The organism is Eremococcus coleocola DSM 15696, from assembly GCF_000428865.1.
GTDB classification, from domain to species: domain Bacteria; phylum Bacillota; class Bacilli; order Lactobacillales; family Aerococcaceae; genus Eremococcus; species Eremococcus coleocola.
Genome location: NZ_AUAT01000011.1, coordinates 58,227 through 74,703, shown reverse-complemented (window position 1 = coordinate 74,703; position 16,477 = coordinate 58,227). Strand labels below are relative to the sequence as shown.

At 39.8% G+C, this 16,477-nt stretch carries 18 protein-coding genes and 1 other annotated feature; of the genes, 14 read left to right on the top strand and 4 right to left on the bottom strand.

All coding sequences use genetic code 11. The annotated features are described in order from the left end of the window. On the bottom strand, window positions 1-254 hold a 254-nt coding region (locus G396_RS0103740), incomplete at its 3' end, for a helix-turn-helix domain-containing protein (protein WP_028125088.1). Window positions 255-337: 83 nt separating this feature from the next. Continuing rightward, window positions 338-748 carry a NusG domain II-containing protein gene (locus G396_RS0103735; protein ID WP_006418706.1) on the bottom strand — a complete coding sequence of 137 codons (411 nt, stop codon included), beginning with the start codon at window positions 746-748 and terminating at the stop codon, window positions 338-340. 142 nt (window positions 749-890) lie between these two features. On the opposite strand from G396_RS0103735, the gene G396_RS0103730 reads away from it, so the two are divergent. The 12 genes from G396_RS0103730 to smpB all read left to right on the top strand — a co-directional run bounded on the left by G396_RS0103730 (window position 891) and on the right by smpB (window position 12,079). After that, a complete protein-coding gene (locus G396_RS0103730; protein ID WP_006418672.1) occupies window positions 891-1,508 on the top strand; it encodes a 50S ribosomal protein L25 in 618 nt (205 codons plus the stop codon). 129 nt (window positions 1,509-1,637) lie between these two features. Next, window positions 1,638-2,816: a tRNA epoxyqueuosine(34) reductase QueG gene (queG, locus tag G396_RS0103725; protein ID WP_028125087.1), complete on the top strand. Its 1,179-nt coding sequence runs from the start codon at window positions 1,638-1,640 to the stop codon at window positions 2,814-2,816. A gap of 14 nt (window positions 2,817-2,830) precedes the next feature. Continuing rightward, entirely contained in the window at window positions 2,831-3,358 is a 528-nt protein-coding gene (locus G396_RS0103720) for a tRNA (cytidine(34)-2'-O)-methyltransferase (RefSeq protein WP_006418668.1), read from the top strand. Window positions 3,359-3,432: 74 nt separating this feature from the next. Beyond that, on the top strand, window positions 3,433-4,338 hold the full coding sequence (gene cysK, locus G396_RS0103715) for a cysteine synthase A (RefSeq protein WP_028125086.1): 906 nt from the start codon (window positions 3,433-3,435) through the stop codon (window positions 4,336-4,338). Beyond that, window positions 4,328-4,879 (top strand): serine O-acetyltransferase EpsC, encoded by a 552-nt coding sequence (gene epsC, locus G396_RS0103710; RefSeq protein ID WP_006418691.1) that lies wholly within the window; start codon window positions 4,328-4,330, stop codon window positions 4,877-4,879. The genes cysK and epsC overlap by 11 nt, the downstream gene beginning before the upstream one ends. 53 nt (window positions 4,880-4,932) lie before the next feature. Then, window positions 4,933-5,160, top strand: a binding site (T-box leader). A gap of 40 nt (window positions 5,161-5,200) precedes the next feature. Beyond that, window positions 5,201-6,499, top strand: a complete 1,299-nt coding sequence (gene serS, locus G396_RS0103705) for a serine--tRNA ligase (RefSeq protein ID WP_028125085.1) — start codon at window positions 5,201-5,203, stop codon at window positions 6,497-6,499. A 132-nt stretch (window positions 6,500-6,631) separates the two neighbouring features. Then, window positions 6,632-6,820: a hypothetical protein gene (locus G396_RS0103700; RefSeq protein ID WP_006418702.1), complete on the top strand. Its 189-nt coding sequence runs from the start codon at window positions 6,632-6,634 to the stop codon at window positions 6,818-6,820. Window positions 6,821-7,091: 271 nt separating this feature from the next. Next, complete coding sequence (locus G396_RS0103695) at window positions 7,092-7,769, top strand: YoaK family protein (protein ID WP_028125084.1); 678 nt, start codon at window positions 7,092-7,094, stop codon at window positions 7,767-7,769. 104 nt (window positions 7,770-7,873) lie between these two features. Continuing rightward, the gene (secG, locus tag G396_RS0103690; protein ID WP_006418634.1) at window positions 7,874-8,104 is read left to right on the top strand and encodes a preprotein translocase subunit SecG; all 231 of its coding nucleotides are present in this window, start codon (window positions 7,874-7,876) and stop codon (window positions 8,102-8,104) included. 285 nt (window positions 8,105-8,389) lie between these two features. Beyond that, complete coding sequence (locus G396_RS0103685) at window positions 8,390-9,142, top strand: alpha/beta hydrolase (protein ID WP_028125083.1); 753 nt, start codon at window positions 8,390-8,392, stop codon at window positions 9,140-9,142. 10 nt (window positions 9,143-9,152) lie between these two features. Next, entirely contained in the window at window positions 9,153-11,591 is a 2,439-nt protein-coding gene (gene rnr, locus G396_RS0103680) for a ribonuclease R (RefSeq protein WP_028125082.1), read from the top strand. Window positions 11,592-11,614: 23 nt separating this feature from the next. Next, the gene (smpB, locus tag G396_RS0103675) at window positions 11,615-12,079 is read left to right on the top strand and encodes an SsrA-binding protein SmpB (protein ID WP_006418614.1); all 465 of its coding nucleotides are present in this window, start codon (window positions 11,615-11,617) and stop codon (window positions 12,077-12,079) included. Window positions 12,080-12,148: 69 nt separating this feature from the next. Here the strand turns inward: smpB and rnjA are convergent, their stop codons facing one another. Next, complete coding sequence (gene rnjA / locus G396_RS0103670; RefSeq protein WP_028125081.1) at window positions 12,149-13,861, bottom strand: ribonuclease J1; 1,713 nt, start codon at window positions 13,859-13,861, stop codon at window positions 12,149-12,151. Window position 13,862: 1 nt separating this feature from the next. Next, a complete protein-coding gene (locus G396_RS0103665; RefSeq protein WP_028125080.1) occupies window positions 13,863-14,078 on the bottom strand; it encodes a DNA-dependent RNA polymerase subunit epsilon in 216 nt (71 codons plus the stop codon). Between the two features lie 343 nt (window positions 14,079-14,421). Here G396_RS0103665 and comGA point away from each other — a divergent pair, with 343 nt between their 5' ends. Beyond that, on the top strand, window positions 14,422-15,435 hold the full coding sequence (gene comGA / locus G396_RS0103660; protein WP_006418048.1) for a competence type IV pilus ATPase ComGA: 1,014 nt from the start codon (window positions 14,422-14,424) through the stop codon (window positions 15,433-15,435). Next, window positions 15,413-16,465: a competence type IV pilus assembly protein ComGB gene (gene comGB / locus G396_RS0103655; protein WP_051221097.1), complete on the top strand. Its 1,053-nt coding sequence runs from the start codon at window positions 15,413-15,415 to the stop codon at window positions 16,463-16,465. The genes comGA and comGB overlap by 23 nt, the downstream gene beginning before the upstream one ends. The last annotated feature ends 12 nt before the right edge of the window (window positions 16,466-16,477 follow it).

Here is a 16,477-nt window from a genome sequence, read left to right as displayed (position 1 = left end):
GCCAGGGTTTGATAGGATTTTTCGCCGGATTCATAAAGTGTAATAGCTTTCAACTTAAATTCTACACTGTATTTTTTGTTTTGACGAGAGCGTTTTAACCCCTTAATCCCTGACGTTTGATAGGCATTGACCCACCGCCTAATCTGTTGAGTATCCTTCATGTTGTATTTTTTAGCTAACGGTTTGTATCCAATCGTATCCGAAAGATATTCTGCGACGACTTTCATTTTGAATTCTAAGCTATATTTAGCCATACAAAGACCCCCTAAAGTTGGATTTTTTGGTCCAACTTTAGGGGGTCAGTACAGTCCGAGGAGGGTCCTTATGTTTTGATTATTTATAAGGGTAAAACTAATTCGTCTTCCTCGGCTGTTTGGCCAACAATTTCAATGACTAAACCATGGGGGAGGCAGATTGCCGTCTGACCGGGTCGGGTAATCCAACCTGTCATGACACCAATTTGGTCGGGGCTATTGTCTTCTTTAATGCGGGCGTTTAGTCCATCAACTTCGACAATATTGTATTGACCATCGTGAGGATAGTATGTTTTGGTAAAGTCTTCACCATCTTCCGTTAATGGAAATTCATCGACTACTTGGCCATCAATACGAATAACTGCATATTTATCAACTTCTTCTGGCTGATTATAGGCCATAATCGTCCAGATATTGGGGATAAAAGATAGGGTTAAGGCTAAAATAATAAAAATATAGTCAAAAGGTTTGAAGGTTTTAAGTAATTTTTTCATAGAGTATGTCCTTCCAGATAATTCTTTACCTATTGTATAAAAAAATGCTATAATAATCTAGCATTTTATTTTAAACTTTGGTAAGATAGAAAATGTGTGAAAAGAAGCTAAAAAGAAACTAGAAATAAAGGAGTTTATATAAATGAAATTATCTGCTGAATTAAGAACTGAAACTGGTACTGCTGCATCTAAACGTGCACGTCGTCAAGGTTTGATCCCTGTAACCATGTATGGTAAAGACTTTGAAACACAATCATTATTAATTAATGCCCGTGAATTTGAAGCTATTCTTCGTAAAGAAGGTTCAAATGCGGTGTTTGAATTAGAAACTGATGGAAAAACTCAAACAGTTTGGGTTAAAGATTTCCAAAAAGCTGCTTTGAAGAGTGAATTCTACTCTGTAGACCTTGAAGCTATTTCAGCTAACCAAAAACTTGAAGTTGAAATTCCACTTGTTTTAGTTGGTGAAGAATCAGTTAAAGTCGGGATTGTGGAAACAGTTATCAACTCAATTCTTGCTGAAGCACCTGCTTCTAACATTCCACAATCATTTGAATTAGATGTAACTGGTATGGAAATTGGTGATACTAAAGCTGTATCTGATTTAGAAGTACCTTCTGATGTGACTGTCTTATTAGAAGCAGATCAAACCATCGTTTCAGTTTCTGCTCCATCTGAAGCTGAAGTTGAAGAAGATGAAGAAGCAGCTGAGCCAGAAGTAATTGGTGAAAGTGCTGAAGAAGAAGAAGACGCTGAATAATTCATAATTATTTCAAAAGTCTAAGGCTACCTGCTGGCCTTAGGCTTTTTATATATAAGGAAGGCTAGGGGACAGGTCAGGATTATGGTACAATAGGACCAGTAACTATAAGTGAGAGGTGGAGGTCAGATGGCGATGAATGCAGCATTAAAGACCAAAATTATTGCGGCAGCCCATGAAATTGGAATTGATAAAATTGGCTTTACCACAGCTGAACCATTTGATTATTTAAAGGACTCCCTCAAAGAACAAAAAGCTAAAGGTCATACTTCAGGTTTTGAACATCCGGTGATTGAAGAACGACTTTACCCTGACAAGATTTTCCACCAACCAAAATCTATTATTTCGATTGCTTTGGCTTATCCTTCAGAAATTCAAAATCCTTTAAAATCAGAAAGAGACAATCGGCGCGGCCTTTTTGCGCGGGCGTCTTGGGGTTTGGATTATCATGATATCTTACGAGAAAAGATGGATCGTCTCATAGCTTATATAAAGACTGAAGCCACTACAGCGACTTTTAAACCGATGGTGGACACAGGTGAACTAATTGACGTAGCAACAGCTCAAAGGGCTGGTTTAGGCTTTATTGGTAAGAATGGTCTCTTGATCACAGAAGAGTTTGGGTCTTGGGTTTATTTAGGTGAGATTATTACCGATATTGAATTTGAAGCAGACCAGCCAGGTGTCAGTGCCTGTGGTGATTGTACCAGGTGTATTGATGCTTGTCCGACCAATGCCCTCTTAGGCGATGGTCGGATGAATGCTCAATTGTGTTTATCCTTTCAAACCCAAACGAAAGGTTATATGGCTCAAGAATTCAGACGGCCTATGACGCATGTGATTTATGGCTGTGATATTTGTCAGTATGTCTGTCCCTTTAATCAAGGCAAATCAGTCCATCTACATCCAGAGATGGAACCAGACCCTGAAGTGGTTCAGCCAGCCTTAAAACCACTCTTAACTATTTCTAATAAAGACTTTAAAGAAAAATATGGTCCCTTAGCTGGTTCTTGGCGGGGCAAAAAACCGCTTCAAAGAAATGCGATTATAGCCTTAGCTAATATGCGCGACCAGACCGCAATCCCCTTATTATTACAATTAATGGAAGAAGATCCGCGGCCAGTCATTCGGGGAACTTCTGCCTGGGCCTTGTCTGTAATCCAGCGATTCCAGAATCCGGCTATGGTCAAGGCAATCGCGGCCCAATTAGCCAAAGAAACTGATCCCGAAACTGTGACCGAAATGACCCAGGCTATCGAAAAACTCAAAGATAAACGTCCTCCACGGTCAATAAAGACCCAATCATAGAAAGAAGTTTTTGTATGAAAAACCATATTGCCCTTTATCAACCTTTAATGCCAGCCAATACAGGGAATATTTCTCGGACCTGTGCGGCTAGCAATGCGCCTTTACACCTCATTCATCCTTTGGGCTTTTCTACCGATGATAAAATGTTAAAACGAGCTGGCTTAGATTATTGGCATAATGTCGAAATAATTGAACATGAGTCTTTTGAAGCCTTTTTGGATTATGTGGGCCAACGGCCGATGTATCTCATTTCAAAATTTGCACCGCGCATTTATACTGAGGCTGATTTAGCCCGAAATGAAGCTGACGAACAATTTTTCCTTTTTGGTAAAGAAACGACTGGTTTGCCTCTTGAATTTATGCTAGAACATAAACAAGATTGTTTGCGTATCCCCATGAATGATGAGCATGTGCGGTCACTTAATTTATCTAATACGGTCAATATTGTCTTGTTCGAAGCCTTACGGCAACAGAATTGGGCCAATATGGATCAAATTCATCATTATCGGGATACGGAAAAAAGTCGCCTCTTAAATTGGTAAGCAGAACACTTGAATGGTTACTCATATATGCTAAAATTGAGTCACAAATCTTATTTGAAGTGAGGAGACTTTACATGTTTAAAAATATTTATGAAACAATTGGTAACACACCTTTGGTAGAACTAAAATCTGAACCAGGCTCAGCTAAGATTTTTGCTAAAATTGAAAGCCGTAACCCATCTGGTTCGGTTAAAGATCGGCCAGTAAAATACATTGTGGAAGCCATGTTAAAGGATGGCACTTTAGAAGAAGGGGGCACCATTATTGAAGCCACTTCTGGAAACACCGGGATTGCCTTATCAATGATTGGGGCAGCCTTAGGTATTCATGTCATGATTGTCATGCCAGAAACCATGACCATTGAACGCCGCAATATTATGAAAGCTTATGGGGCTGAATTGGTTCTGACACCAGGACCTGATGGCATGCAAGGTGCCGTAGATAAGGCCAAGGAATTATCTGCTGAATTGGATGCTCCGATTTTGTCACAATTTACCCGCGAAGCTAATGTCCAATCGCATGTGGAAACTACCGGTCAAGAAATCTTAAAAGAACTAGACCAAGTTGATGGTTTTGTGGCTGGTTTTGGAACAGGCGGTACGGTAACCGGAGTTTCTCATGTCTTGAAAAAACATAATCCAGACACCCAAGTTTGGGCCATGGAACCAGCAGCGTCTGCTTTGATTAGCCAAGGTCAAGCTGGACCACATAAAATTCAAGGCTTAGGGGCAAATTTTGTACCCGATATTCTTGACCAAACTGATATTGATAAAGTGATGACCATAAGCAATGAAGATGCAATTGCTAATATGGTTGAATTAGCTAAAGGACAGGGGATTTTGGCAGGTGTATCCTCTGGGGCAAACTATGCAGCGGCTAAATTACTAGCCAAAGAATTAGGCCAAGGTAAGCAGGTAGTAACGGTTTTACCAGATACGGGTGAACGTTACTTGTCTGCCGGTTTCTTTGATGCCGAATAAGATTAAAAATGAGGACTACTGGCTAGACTTAGCCCAGTATATCTATGATCATGATCCTGCCTGTCATAGTGTCGATGAGGCCCTCAACTTATATCCTGGTTTACAAGCCCTCCGCGTCCATGATTTAGCCCACCAAGCCTACCTGGTTGGTGATTTTACTGTGGCCCGGCGGCTCTCGGAAGATAGCAAACGTCAAACCGGTATCGAAATTCATCCGGGGGCGCAAATCGGTGACCATGTGTTCATTGACCACGGGACTGGGGTTGTTATTGGTGAAACAGCCATTGTGGGGGACCGAGTCAAGATGTACCACGGGACGACGCTCGGTGGCCGTGGTAACGAAAAAGGGGTTAAACGTCATCCCACCATTGAACATGATGTAGAAATTGGTGCCAACGCTATTATCTTAGGTAATGTGACCGTGGGTCACCATAGTCGGATTGGGGCGGGCGCTGTCGTTTTGCAAGATGTCCCACCTTATGCTACTGCAGTTGGCGTTCCTGCTCGGATTATAGACCGGTCGCAAGACTATATCATTTAATTTTCTCTTACTTGTCTAGTTGACTTTTGGAGAAGATGACTTATAATAATTTTAATAAGTAAATGAGAAGTGAATAGTAATAGATTCAATTCAAAAGAGACATGGCGGTTGGTGCAAGCCATGGATGCGGGTCTATGAATCCACACTTTAATCAGCCTATGAATAATTTTTGAATTTAAATAGTGCCGGTGTCACCGTTATCGACTCAGAGTGCAAATAAGCTGGTAAACAAGGCTTATTTGAATTAGGGTGGTACCGCGAATGAGCCTTTCGTCCCAAGTTGGATGAAAGGCTCTTTTTGCATATAAAGGAGGAAAAATAATGTTAGACCGTAAAGTATTAAGAAATGATTTTGAGGCTGTGGCTGACCGCTTAGCCAATCGTGGGGTTAAGCGTGAAATCCTAGAACAATACCAAGCATTGGATCAAAAACGCCGTCGACTCATCGTGAAGGCTGAAGAAGATAAAAAGTTACGGAACCAAGTATCACAAGAAATTGCTCAATTAAAAAAGAATAAAGAAGATGCTGATGCCAAAATTAAGGAAATGCAAGAATTAGGTGGCCGCATTAAAGCTCAAGATGGAGAACTGGCTCAAGTCCAAGCCGACCTTGAAGCCATTGAATTTGGCTTACCCAACTTACCCCATGAAGATGTACCTGTTGGGGCAGATGAAGAGGACAATGTGGAAATTCGTCGTTGGGGTCAAATTCCTGAATTTGACTTTGAAGCCAAAAACCACTGGGATATTGCTGAAAACTTAGATATTTTAGACTTTGATCGTGGTGCTAAGGTGGCTGGGGCTCGTTTTGTATATTATAAAGGCTTAGGCGCTCGCCTAGAACGGGCCATTTATAACTTTATGTTGGATACCCATACCAATAATGGCTATAAAGAAATGATTGTGCCATATATTGTTAACGATAAAGCTATGTTTGGTACGGGCCAATTTCCTAAGTTTAAGGAAGACGTCTTCCAATTAACTGATGAGCGTGGGTTAACTTTAATCCCAACGGCAGAAGTTCCTTTGACTAACTTCTATGCGGATGAAATTCTAGATTTAGATCAATTGCCAACTAAATTTGTAGGATTATCTCCAGCTTTCCGTTCTGAAGCAGGGTCTGCGGGTCGTGATACCCGGGGCTTAATCCGGATGCACCAATTTAACAAGGTAGAATTAGTTAAATTTGCTCATCCAGACCATTCTTATGAAGAATTAGAAGGTATGACCCGGGACGCTGAATCTATTCTACAAGCTTTAGAAATTCCTTATCGTACCATTGTTTTATGTACCGGCGACATGGGCTTCTCTGCGGCTAAGACTTATGATATTGAAGCTTGGATTCCTGGCCAAGATACTTACCGTGAAATTTCTTCATGTTCAAACACAGAGGCTTTCCAAGCTCACCGGGCCATGATTCGTTTCCGAAATGAAGAAGGTAAGGTAGACTATGTTCATACCTTAAACGGTTCTGGTTTAGCAGTTGGTCGTACTTTAGTCGCTATTTTAGAAAATTACCAACAAGTGGATGGTTCTGTTAAGATTCCAGAAAAACTGGTTCCTTATATGGGAGGCGTGACTAAAATCACTAAAGAAAATGCCCATGGTGTGAATTTATAATAAAAGAAAAGGAAGCTAGGTTTTTACCTAGCTCCTTTTTTAGGTTAATGGATACGTTTAACTCGATTTGATTGAGAAAAATATAGTCAATGGTATAATGGATGTGTAGAAGGATGATAGGAGGCAGCACCGATGCAAAATTTGAATGCTTTGGTTATTTGGAAGAAAACTTCACTTGATATAATTAAGTATTTACAAGACCTATCTGTATCTTTTGCTTTAATTGTGCTTAAAGCTATAGATTTTTTGAGTTCATCTTTGTCTGTGCATGTCACACCAAACTTTCTACACCCTATTTTTATTAATAATAGTATCAAGTAATCATAGATTGCTTGGTACTTTTTTTCTTTAAGGAGGTGAACCTGACTTGAAACCTAAGAAAACTGATAGAAAGGTTTGGTGATCCAGAATGTATCTTGACTAAGAGGAAAAGACTCTTACTATAAATTAACAATTAATTGCTAATATATTTTCTAAATTCGCTTACTTTGCCTAACTAGACCGAGCTAATTCGGTCATAGTTAGGTTTTTATTATGGTATCTGGCTTTTTGTGTTAAAATAGGGGCTGATTAGTCTTAAAGGAGTCTTCGTATGCGTGCAACTAATTTCAATCATATCCTACCAGCCATTATTCTGTCTTCCTTAGCCGGATCTCTAGATGCTTATTCCTATATTAACTTTGGCAAGGTATTTGCTGGAATGCAAACAGGTAACATTATTATTTTGTCGATTCGGATTGGTCAAGGGGCTTGGTCAGCGACCCCTCCTTATCTTTTATCTATTTTTATGTTTGTCTTAGGTACCTTGGTAACTCGGTTTATTCAACACCAAACCCGGTTAAAAGAAAAGGGGGAGGCAGGGTTGCTTGTTCTCCTATTTGAAACGGTCATGATGTTATTAGCTGCCATGCTGCAAGATTATGTGCCTCCTTTGGTCATCACCTCATTTTTTGCTTTAGCGGCTGCTGCTCAATTTCAAGAGTTTCGCTCTTTAGGCAAGCATTCCTATGCTTCGACTATGATGACTGGGAACTTGCGGAATTTGACTGAATCATTTTATGATGCGGTTTTTCTCAAGGATGCCTTAGCAAAGAACCGACTTAAGTATTTAAGTATGGTCTTAGCTTCCTTTGTTTTGGGAGTTTTGATAACTGCCTTTTTAAATTTACAATTAGGTCTTTATTCAATTTGGATTTTAGTATTTGGCTTATTCTTGGTGATGCTGATGGGGATTCGGCTTGGAGGATTAGATCAAGCTGGAAATAAATAACTTATTTTAGTTATTTATTGAGGTTGACTGGCTAAATACCCTAGGCAAGTTTGATATTTTTGTGGTAAAATACACTTTGTACAGTTTATAGAGGAGGAAAGCTCTTGGAACAAATCTTAACAATTGCACTTTTAATTGTTGCAGTTTTAATCATTATTGCAGTAATTATGCAACCAACTAAAGGAAATGCTGCTAGTATGTTATCAGGGTCTGATGATGGCCAAGCTAAAACAAAAGCGAGAGGTTTTGAAGCCTTTTTAATTAAAACAACAAGTGTTTTATCTGTTTTATTCTTTGTATTAACAATCGCCCTTGCTTATTTATCAGCTAAATAATTTATACCTCTGGTAATCGTTTGGTTATCAGAGGTTTTTTATTGCGCCCGTAGGAACGCAGTGACGTACGGGCGCAATACCAGGCGCAAGCGAAGCGGCGCGTGGTTTCAATTAAAATTTCGTAAGAACGCAGCAACATGAAGGACTCCATACTCCCTACAGTCGTATGGATACTGAGGCAGTTATCTCACTGGGTTCAAACTGCCTCAGTAATAAGGCTGATAGCTTTTATTTTATCCTATTTTAGGATAGGATAAGAGTTAGAGTAAACAGGGAGTGGATAGGTTGAATACAACAGAGAATTATTACCCAGTACAAGGGAGCCAGTCTAAGAATATTGGGATTATTTTATTCCATGCTTATACAGGAACCCCTAATGATGTTAATTTGTTAGCGCGGAAATTGAATCGAAATGGCTATGATGTTTTATGTCCAGTTTTTCAGGGACATGGGACAAATGATATTTTTGATATTTTAAATGCCCCTATTTCAAGTTGGCAAGAGGATGCCAAGCAAGCCTTAGCCTTTATGGTAGACAAAGCCTATGATTCCATTATGGTTTTTGGCTTATCATTAGGTGGAATTATAGCCACTTGGCTTTTAAGTCAAGACCAAGGTCAGCTCAAGGCGGGTGGGATGTTTAATTCACCAATTTTGCCTGATTCACTTGTGGATTTGCAGACGCCATTTTTAGCCTATGCGCGGGCCTTATATATGTCCAATAACCGATTAGAGCAATTTGTAAATGATAAAAAGCAAATTATTGACCAACATAATCAACAAATGCAGGCCTTAAATGATTTCCGGCAGGCCATGGGTCCTAATCTTGCGAAAATTAATGTCCCATTCTTTGTCGCTCAATCGGGTCAAGATGAACTAGTTGATTCACGGCCAGAAGCAGATTTTCTAACCTTTATTAATCCTAATTATTTAGATTATCATTTCTATCCAGATAATAGTCACGTGATTACCGTTAATCGTAACCGCCAAGCGTTTGAACAAGACTTGTTTGAATTTTTGGAGCAAGCTAACCAGTAGGAGGTCAGCCATGAGTTTAAGTAAATTAGAAAATAATCTACTCCTTTTCTTCCAAGAACATAGGGGTAAGTCCTTTAAAGCCAATGATTTAGCAAGTCAATTTAACTATCAAGGTTCTAAAAATTATAAGAAATTAGTCAAGGCTCTTGCCTTTTTAGAGCATATTGGTGAAATTGAAATGGTGGGTCAAGGCAATTTTCGGGTTGCCCAAAATAATAATAAATTAGTGGGAACTTTTCGTGCGAATGCCAAAGGATTTGGATTTATTTCGGTTGATCCAGAAAAACCTGATTACTTTCTGCCACCGGGAAAAGTTGGCCAAGCCATGGACGGGGACACTGTAGAAATTAGAGTGCTGAGAGAAGTTGACCCGCAAACAGGTAAAGGGTCTGAAGCAGAAGTGGTCCGAGTAGTTGAACGGGCGATGGACCAAGTAGTTGGTGAGTTTGTTGCCTTTAATCAAGACCAACGACAAGATACAGGCTATATTGGCTATTTGATTCCCCGCTTAGATTCGGGCCAAAGCTTAAGGATGATGGTTGACTCTAAAGGCCTCCATCCTGTGACTGGCTCTATCTGCTTGGCTGAAATTACCCAATATCCAAGTCCTGATAATCCAGGGACCTTGGTCGGTCTCATCACCAAAGAAATTGGTCATAAAGATCAACCAGGTGTCGATATTTTAGAAATTCTCTACCAATTTGGCATTCCTAATGAGTTCCCTGAAGATGTTTTGGAACAAATTAAGGAATTCCCTGATGTGATTGATCCCGCCCAAGTACAAGGCCGGCATGATTTACGCGATCAACTCATCATCACCATCGATGGTGCCTCTGCCAAAGACTTAGATGATGCGATTTCTTTAGAAAAAAATTCTGATGGTAGTTATGAATTAGGCGTCCATATTGCAGATGTTTCCCACTATGTTCAAAAGGGAAGCCCGATTGATCAAGAGGCATACCAACGTGGTACCTCTGTCTATTTGACCGACCGAGTTGTACCAATGTTGCCACAGAAATTATCTAATGGCTTGTGTTCCCTAAACCCTAAGGAAGATCGCCTGACAATTACTTGTCAGATGACCATAAACACCCAGGGTAAGGTTACCGCCTTTGATATTTATTTATCTGTCATTAATTCTTCCTACCGGATGACTTATCGTGATGTGAATGAGATTTTAGCGGGTGACGCTAAACTCCGTCAAGATTATCAAGAAATTGTACCTATGTTAGAAGATATGGCAGCCTTACATAAAATTTTAGAGAAAATGCGGCTTAAACGAGGAGCCCTTAATTTCGATACTAAGGAAGCGGAAATTATTGTCGATGAAGAGGGCCAACCCCAAGATATCGTGGTCCGTCAGCGGCAAACCGGGGAACGGATGATTGAATCCTTTATGCTGGCTGCCAATGAAACTGTCGCTGGGTATTTTATGGCCAAGCAATTACCGATGGTTTACCGGATTCATGAGCAACCAGACGAAGAAAAAATGTTGCGCTTTGCCGAATTTGCTTCTTCACTTGGTGTTCCATTAGGTGGGCATGCAGCCACCATCAAACCTAAACAGTTACAAGAAACTCTGAAAAAAGTCCAAGGACAAGATTTTGAATCAGTTTTGGCGATGATTATGTTACGGTCGATGCAACAAGCCAAATATTCGATTGAACCTCTGGGACATTATGGACTAGCAACCAAAGAATATACTCATTTTACTTCACCGATTCGTCGTTATCCGGACCTAATGGTTCATCGTCTCATCCATTTTTACCTTGCACGTCCAAGTAAGAAGGAAATTTACCAAGAAACAAGTTACTTGGCTGGTGCTGCTGACCAAGCATCAAAAATGGAACGACGCGCGGTGGATGCAGAACGTGAAACGGATGCCCTGAAGAAGGCTGAATTTATGGCCGATAAAATTGGACAACAGTTCCCAGGCCATATTGCTTCGGTCACTTCTTTTGGGATGTTCGTAGAATTGGCCAATACGGTTGAAGGTTTAATCAGTCTTGATAAATTGTCTGATGATTATTATCAATTTATTCCTTCCCACTATATGTTAGTCGGCGAGCGGACCAGTAATGTTTTTAAAATCGGTCAGAAAGTCGTGATTGAAGTGGAAAAAGTTGATATTAGCCAACGACAAATTGATTTTAAATTAGTCGATTATGAAAGCCAAAAAGCGGACCAAGCAGCTTTAGATTTAGCCCAAGGTCAGAAACGTTTGGGCCGTCGTCCTAAACAAAATACGTCTGGCAATCACCACAAGCCTGGTAAGTCTGCGACTACGTCTAAAGGTCGGGCCAAGAATAAGGCTAAGGCTAACCAGGGCAAACCTAAATTTGCCAAGTCAGGTCAAGCTAAGGGCAAGCCGAAGACTAAGCAAAAAGTCCGTAAAAATAAGACTGCAAAATTCTCCAAGTCTTTTAAAATGACAAAACGGGGGAAATAATTTAAACAGAAAGTAGGAATTTGATGTCCCAAGTGAAAAAAGACAAACCCTTGGCCTCCAATCGTAAGGCCCGCCATGATTATGAAATTTTAGAGACCTTAGAAGCAGGGATTGCTTTAACGGGGACCGAAATTAAATCGGTACGTCAAGGTAAGATGAACTTACAAGATGGTTACATTTCTTTTTATGGGGGACAAGCTTGGTTAAAAGCAGCCCATATCAGTCCTTATGAACAAGGAAATATATTTAACCATGATCCGGTGCGTGATCGTAAATTGCTTTTGCATAAGCGGGAAATTCTTAAGTGGGATCAAGAACTACGACAAAAAGGTCTGACTGCGGTCCCTTTAAAAGTCTATTTGGTTAGAGGTAGAGCCAAATTATTGATTGGCCTAGCCCGAGGAAAGAACAAATATGATAAACGTCAATCTTTAAAACAAGATCAAGCTAAACGCGATATTGATCGTGCTATGAAAGACCGTTATTAATCTGATTATTAAATAAAAAAGAGTTAGACCAATTTAGGTCTAACTCTTTTTTATTTAGTTTAAATTGCATTATTTTTTAACTTGGCGTTTACGGACCCCCTTATTGACATCCAATAAGACTGGCAGAATCATTGGTGAACGTTCGGTCCGGTCATATAAGAAGGGCTTGATGGTATCAAAGATAATATCCCGCATCATACGTTCATTAATTCTATTGCCATTTTCATTCAAACCACGGTTAATGGCAGAACGTAAGGTTTGCTGCATATCATTGATTAAATCAACGGATTCCCGCATGTAGATAAAACCACGCGACATAATGTCTGGACCAGAAATCAATTGTTTATTCTTGTAATCAATGGTAGCTGTAACAATCACTAAACCATTTTCAGATAGGTTCTTCCGATCTCGAAGGACAATATTACCCACATCACCAATACCAGAACCATCCACATAAACAGCTTGAGCCGGGAAGTGACCCGCTCGACGGGCACTATTAGCGGTTAAGGCTAACATATCACCGTTCTTTTGGACAAAGCAGTTTTCAGCTGGAATACCTGTTAATTGAGCGAGTTTAGCTTGGATGGATAACATCCGGTATTCACCGTGGACTGGCATAAAGTATTTAGGCTTCATCAAGCGCATCATCAATAATTGCTCTTGTTGACTGCCGTGACCAGAAGTATGGATATTGTTTAACTTACCATGGATGACTTCAGCACCGGCTTCAATTAAGGAATTGATTACCCGGTTAACGGAAACCGTGTTACCAGGAATAGGTGAACTTGAGAAGATAACCGTATCATTTGGTTGAATTTGAATTTGTCGGTGAGTCCCATTTGAAATCCGGGATAAAGCTGCCATGGGTTCACCTTGTGAACCCGTACAAAGGATGATAAATTTTTCCGTAGGATAGCGATTAATATCCTTGCTTTCAATAATGACATCGAGTCCCTTATCATCAATATAACCTAATTCACGGCCATTTTTAAAAGCATTTTCCATAGATCGGCCAAAGACGGCAATTTTACGGTCAGTTTCAACGGCTGCTTCAACAACTTGTTGTAACCGGGAAACGTTAGAGGCGAAGGTTGCAAATATAACCCGGCCTTGAACACTTTTAATAATTGAATGGATAGACTGTCCCACAATCCGTTCGGACATGGTGAAATTTGGAATTTCAGCATTGGTTGAGTCACCCATCAAGAGGAGGACGCCTTCCTCACCAATTCGTGCCATTTTATGTAAGTTTGCTGGTTCGCCCACAGGGGTAAAGTCAAACTTATAGTCACCTGTGAAGACGATATTACCAACTGGGCTATTGATAACTATTCCATAAGCTTCAGGAATAGAGTGAGTTGTCCGATAGAAGGATACTTTAAGTTTACGGAAGTTAATCTCAGTGTCTTCTTTATATTCGGTAATCTGTGCATCCCTAAGTAGGCCACGTTCTTGTAATTTGTTACGAATAAGGGCAGCAGCTAGTGGATCGGCATAGATTGGCACATTTAATTGTTGTAAGAGAAAAGGAATTCCACCAATATGGTCTTCGTGACCATGACTAATGACTAAGGCTTTTACCTTATGTTGGTTTTCGATAATGTATTGAAAATCATTGATAACATAGTCAATTCCCAATAAGTCATCTTCTGGGAATAAAACGCCACAGTCAAGGAGGACGATCTCATCTTGAAATTGGACCCCATACATATTTTTTCCAATTTCTTCCAAACCACCGACTGCAAAAACGCCGACTTCGTTATTTTTTAAATTGACTGCCATCTTAGAAAGTCAACACCTTAAAATCAGGATTGTTTTCTTGTTCGTATTCCAAGAACGCTCCATCTATTTCTTGAATAAATTCAATATTGTATGGTGTATTTTCACTGATTTTTGAGCGGGCTTCCACTATAGAATCCGCTTCGACATAAAGTGCCTTGGTGTTTTCACGCCGAGGTACTTCGATTTTATTTTCTTGATAATTTACTTTATATATCATGTTAAATCTCCTTTTGAAATTTTTGGTGAAACCTGTTTTCTCTGCCTTTTCTATAATAGCATATTAGCAAAATCAAGTATAGTCACGGGGCTGGGCAAAAAGTCCAGTCCTTTGATTAATTTACGTATTAAGCTATTTAGTCAAATGAACTTGCGGTGATTTTTTGCTTGAGTGATAGTCAGTTCTATCAAATTCACCTATACGGACGTCATTAGCACCGCAAAAAATAAAGTTATTTTGCTTTTGACCTGCTGTTAATTCCTTTTAAAATAAATTACTCGATTAAAACGGAATCGTGATTTTTTAGGGTATTTATTTATAGGCAAGATGAAAGGAGTTAGCCATGATTGAACAAGCAGGAAAGGATTTAATACAAGCAGCCTTAAAGGCTCAGGTTTCAGATGTCCATTTGCTACCTTGGAAAGAAAACTACCGTATTTATTTCCGAAAAGAGGGGTGTTTAAGTCATTTCCAAGATCAAGGACTTGAATGGGGGCGACGTTTAATTGCTTATTTCAAATATTTAGCGGATATGGAGGTGGGGGAACGACGGCGCCCACAGTCAGGCTCGGTTAACTATCAGCTAGACCATAGTCAGGTAGAACTACGGTTTTCGACGATTGCCAATGTTCACCTAGAGGAATCCTTGGTAATTCGGATTTTACAAGCAGAGCGGACCAAAGACCAACATTTACAGACTTATTTCCCTAAGCAGGAACAAGTTCTAGAGAAATTAGTTAAACGCCAGAGTGGTCTGATTCTTTTTTCGGGTCCAGTGGGTTCTGGTAAAACAACCACTATCTATCATCTATTGAGGCAGCGAATGGGGCAGGAAACCATTCAAATTATTACCATGGAAGATCCCGTCGAAATCTATGAACCAAATTTTCTCCAAACTGAAATCAATCTTCGAGCTGGTATTAGTTATGACTTATTGATTAAGGCGAGTTTACGTCACCATCCTGAGATCCTCCTCATCGGTGAAATCCGGGATGAAGAGACCGCCCGGATGGTGATTCGAGGAGCCTTAACGGGACATTTAATGATTGCCACGATCCATGCCAAAAATTGTCAGGGGGTCATTGGCCGCCTCCAGGAATTAAAGATAAGTCAGCAGCAATTAGAACAAACCCTAATTGGGGTGGTGTCACAACGCTTGGTGACATCTTGTCTGACTAATCATTTACAGCACCAACGCTTAGCGATTTATGAAATTCTCCACGGACCCACTTTGAAGCATTATATTCAGGACGGACGTATGGCACTAGACTTTGTGTCATTAAACCACCAGCTAAGAAAGGCTTGGGCTTATGGCTACATCTCTAAAGAAAACTATGAAAAATTTGAATTGGTTTAACCGAAAGCCTAGGATTAAAATCCCCAAAAAACAACAAGCATATTTTCTTAAATCTATTGCCACGCTTTTACAAGAAGGTTTTTCTTTAATCCAGGCCTTAAATTTTATGAAAATTCTCCTGGACAAACAAACGCCGGCTCTAGACCATATGATGACACTTTTGGGCAAAGGAGGACAATTTGACCAAGCTTTGTTTGATTTAGGCTTTTCCTTGGCCTGTCGAAGTCAGGTTTATTATGCCCAAAAGCAAGGGCGATTTAATCAAGGCTTATTAAAAGCCGGCCAACATATTGATCTTATCCATAACTACCAAAAGAAATTAATTCAATCCTTGATTTACCCATTAATTATGTTTGCTTTTTTGATTGGGCTTTTGTTTTTGATGCGGTCTTTTTTACTGCCTCATATTACGAGTTTTATCAGTCAAGAGCTTTTTGATTCGAACATTTTAGTGAAGAGCTTGATTAGCTTCTTTGCTTATTTACCCCAACTTTTCTTAGGCAGCCTGGGCTTAATTTTAGTAAGTATAGGCATGCTTACTTATTATTTTCGGCGGTTTGCTTATTTAGAGCAACTTCGGCGCCTATCTAAATTTCCCCTGCTTGGTCACTGGGTAATTAAATATGCTTCGTATAAATTTACGCGGGAATTAGCTTACTTTTATGAAGGGGGCTATTCTCTGCAACAAACCCTAACTTTTCTTCTAAAGTACCCCATAGATCCACTCATGACCCATCTTGCCCATCACTTAGAAGTAGGTTTCAAAAGTGGCCGCGATTTGGCCACGCTCCTAAAAGAATGTTTAATTTTTGCGGAAGATTTACCCTATGTAATCCACCACGCTGAATTAACCTGTCAATTAGCCAGTCAGTGCCAACTGTATTCCCAGAAGACTTTTGATGATCTTTTGGCAGATATTAGTCAGAAAATTGCTTATGTCCAACCCATTTTATTTTTAATCATTGCTGGCTTAGTGCTTGCCATGTATCTCATGATGATGTTACCGATGTTAACTTTTGATGGTTTTTAAAATAAGGAGGAT

Bases quoted from the DNA above. Each gene is read 5' to 3' on its own strand.
- G396_RS0103735 (WP_006418706.1), bottom strand. From the start codon at position 748: ATGAAAAAATTACTTAAAACCTTCAAACCTTTTGACTATATTTTTATT.
- G396_RS0103730 (WP_006418672.1), top strand. From the start codon at position 891: ATGAAATTATCTGCTGAATTAAGAACTGAAACTGGTACTGCTGCATCT.
- queG (WP_028125087.1), top strand. From the start codon at position 1,638: ATGGCGATGAATGCAGCATTAAAGACCAAAATTATTGCGGCAGCCCAT.
- G396_RS0103720 (WP_006418668.1), top strand. From the start codon at position 2,831: ATGAAAAACCATATTGCCCTTTATCAACCTTTAATGCCAGCCAATACA.
- cysK (WP_028125086.1), top strand. From the start codon at position 3,433: ATGTTTAAAAATATTTATGAAACAATTGGTAACACACCTTTGGTAGAA.
- epsC (WP_006418691.1), top strand. From the start codon at position 4,328: ATGCCGAATAAGATTAAAAATGAGGACTACTGGCTAGACTTAGCCCAG.
- serS (WP_028125085.1), top strand. From the start codon at position 5,201: ATGTTAGACCGTAAAGTATTAAGAAATGATTTTGAGGCTGTGGCTGAC.
- G396_RS0103700 (WP_006418702.1), top strand. From the start codon at position 6,632: ATGCAAAATTTGAATGCTTTGGTTATTTGGAAGAAAACTTCACTTGAT.
- G396_RS0103695 (WP_028125084.1), top strand. From the start codon at position 7,092: ATGCGTGCAACTAATTTCAATCATATCCTACCAGCCATTATTCTGTCT.
- rnr (WP_028125082.1), top strand. From the start codon at position 9,153: ATGAGTTTAAGTAAATTAGAAAATAATCTACTCCTTTTCTTCCAAGAA.
- smpB (WP_006418614.1), top strand. From the start codon at position 11,615: ATGTCCCAAGTGAAAAAAGACAAACCCTTGGCCTCCAATCGTAAGGCC.
- rnjA (WP_028125081.1), bottom strand. From the start codon at position 13,861: ATGGCAGTCAATTTAAAAAATAACGAAGTCGGCGTTTTTGCAGTCGGT.
- G396_RS0103665 (WP_028125080.1), bottom strand. From the start codon at position 14,078: ATGATATATAAAGTAAATTATCAAGAAAATAAAATCGAAGTACCTCGG.
- comGA (WP_006418048.1), top strand. From the start codon at position 14,422: ATGATTGAACAAGCAGGAAAGGATTTAATACAAGCAGCCTTAAAGGCT.
- comGB (WP_051221097.1), top strand. From the start codon at position 15,413: ATGAAAAATTTGAATTGGTTTAACCGAAAGCCTAGGATTAAAATCCCC.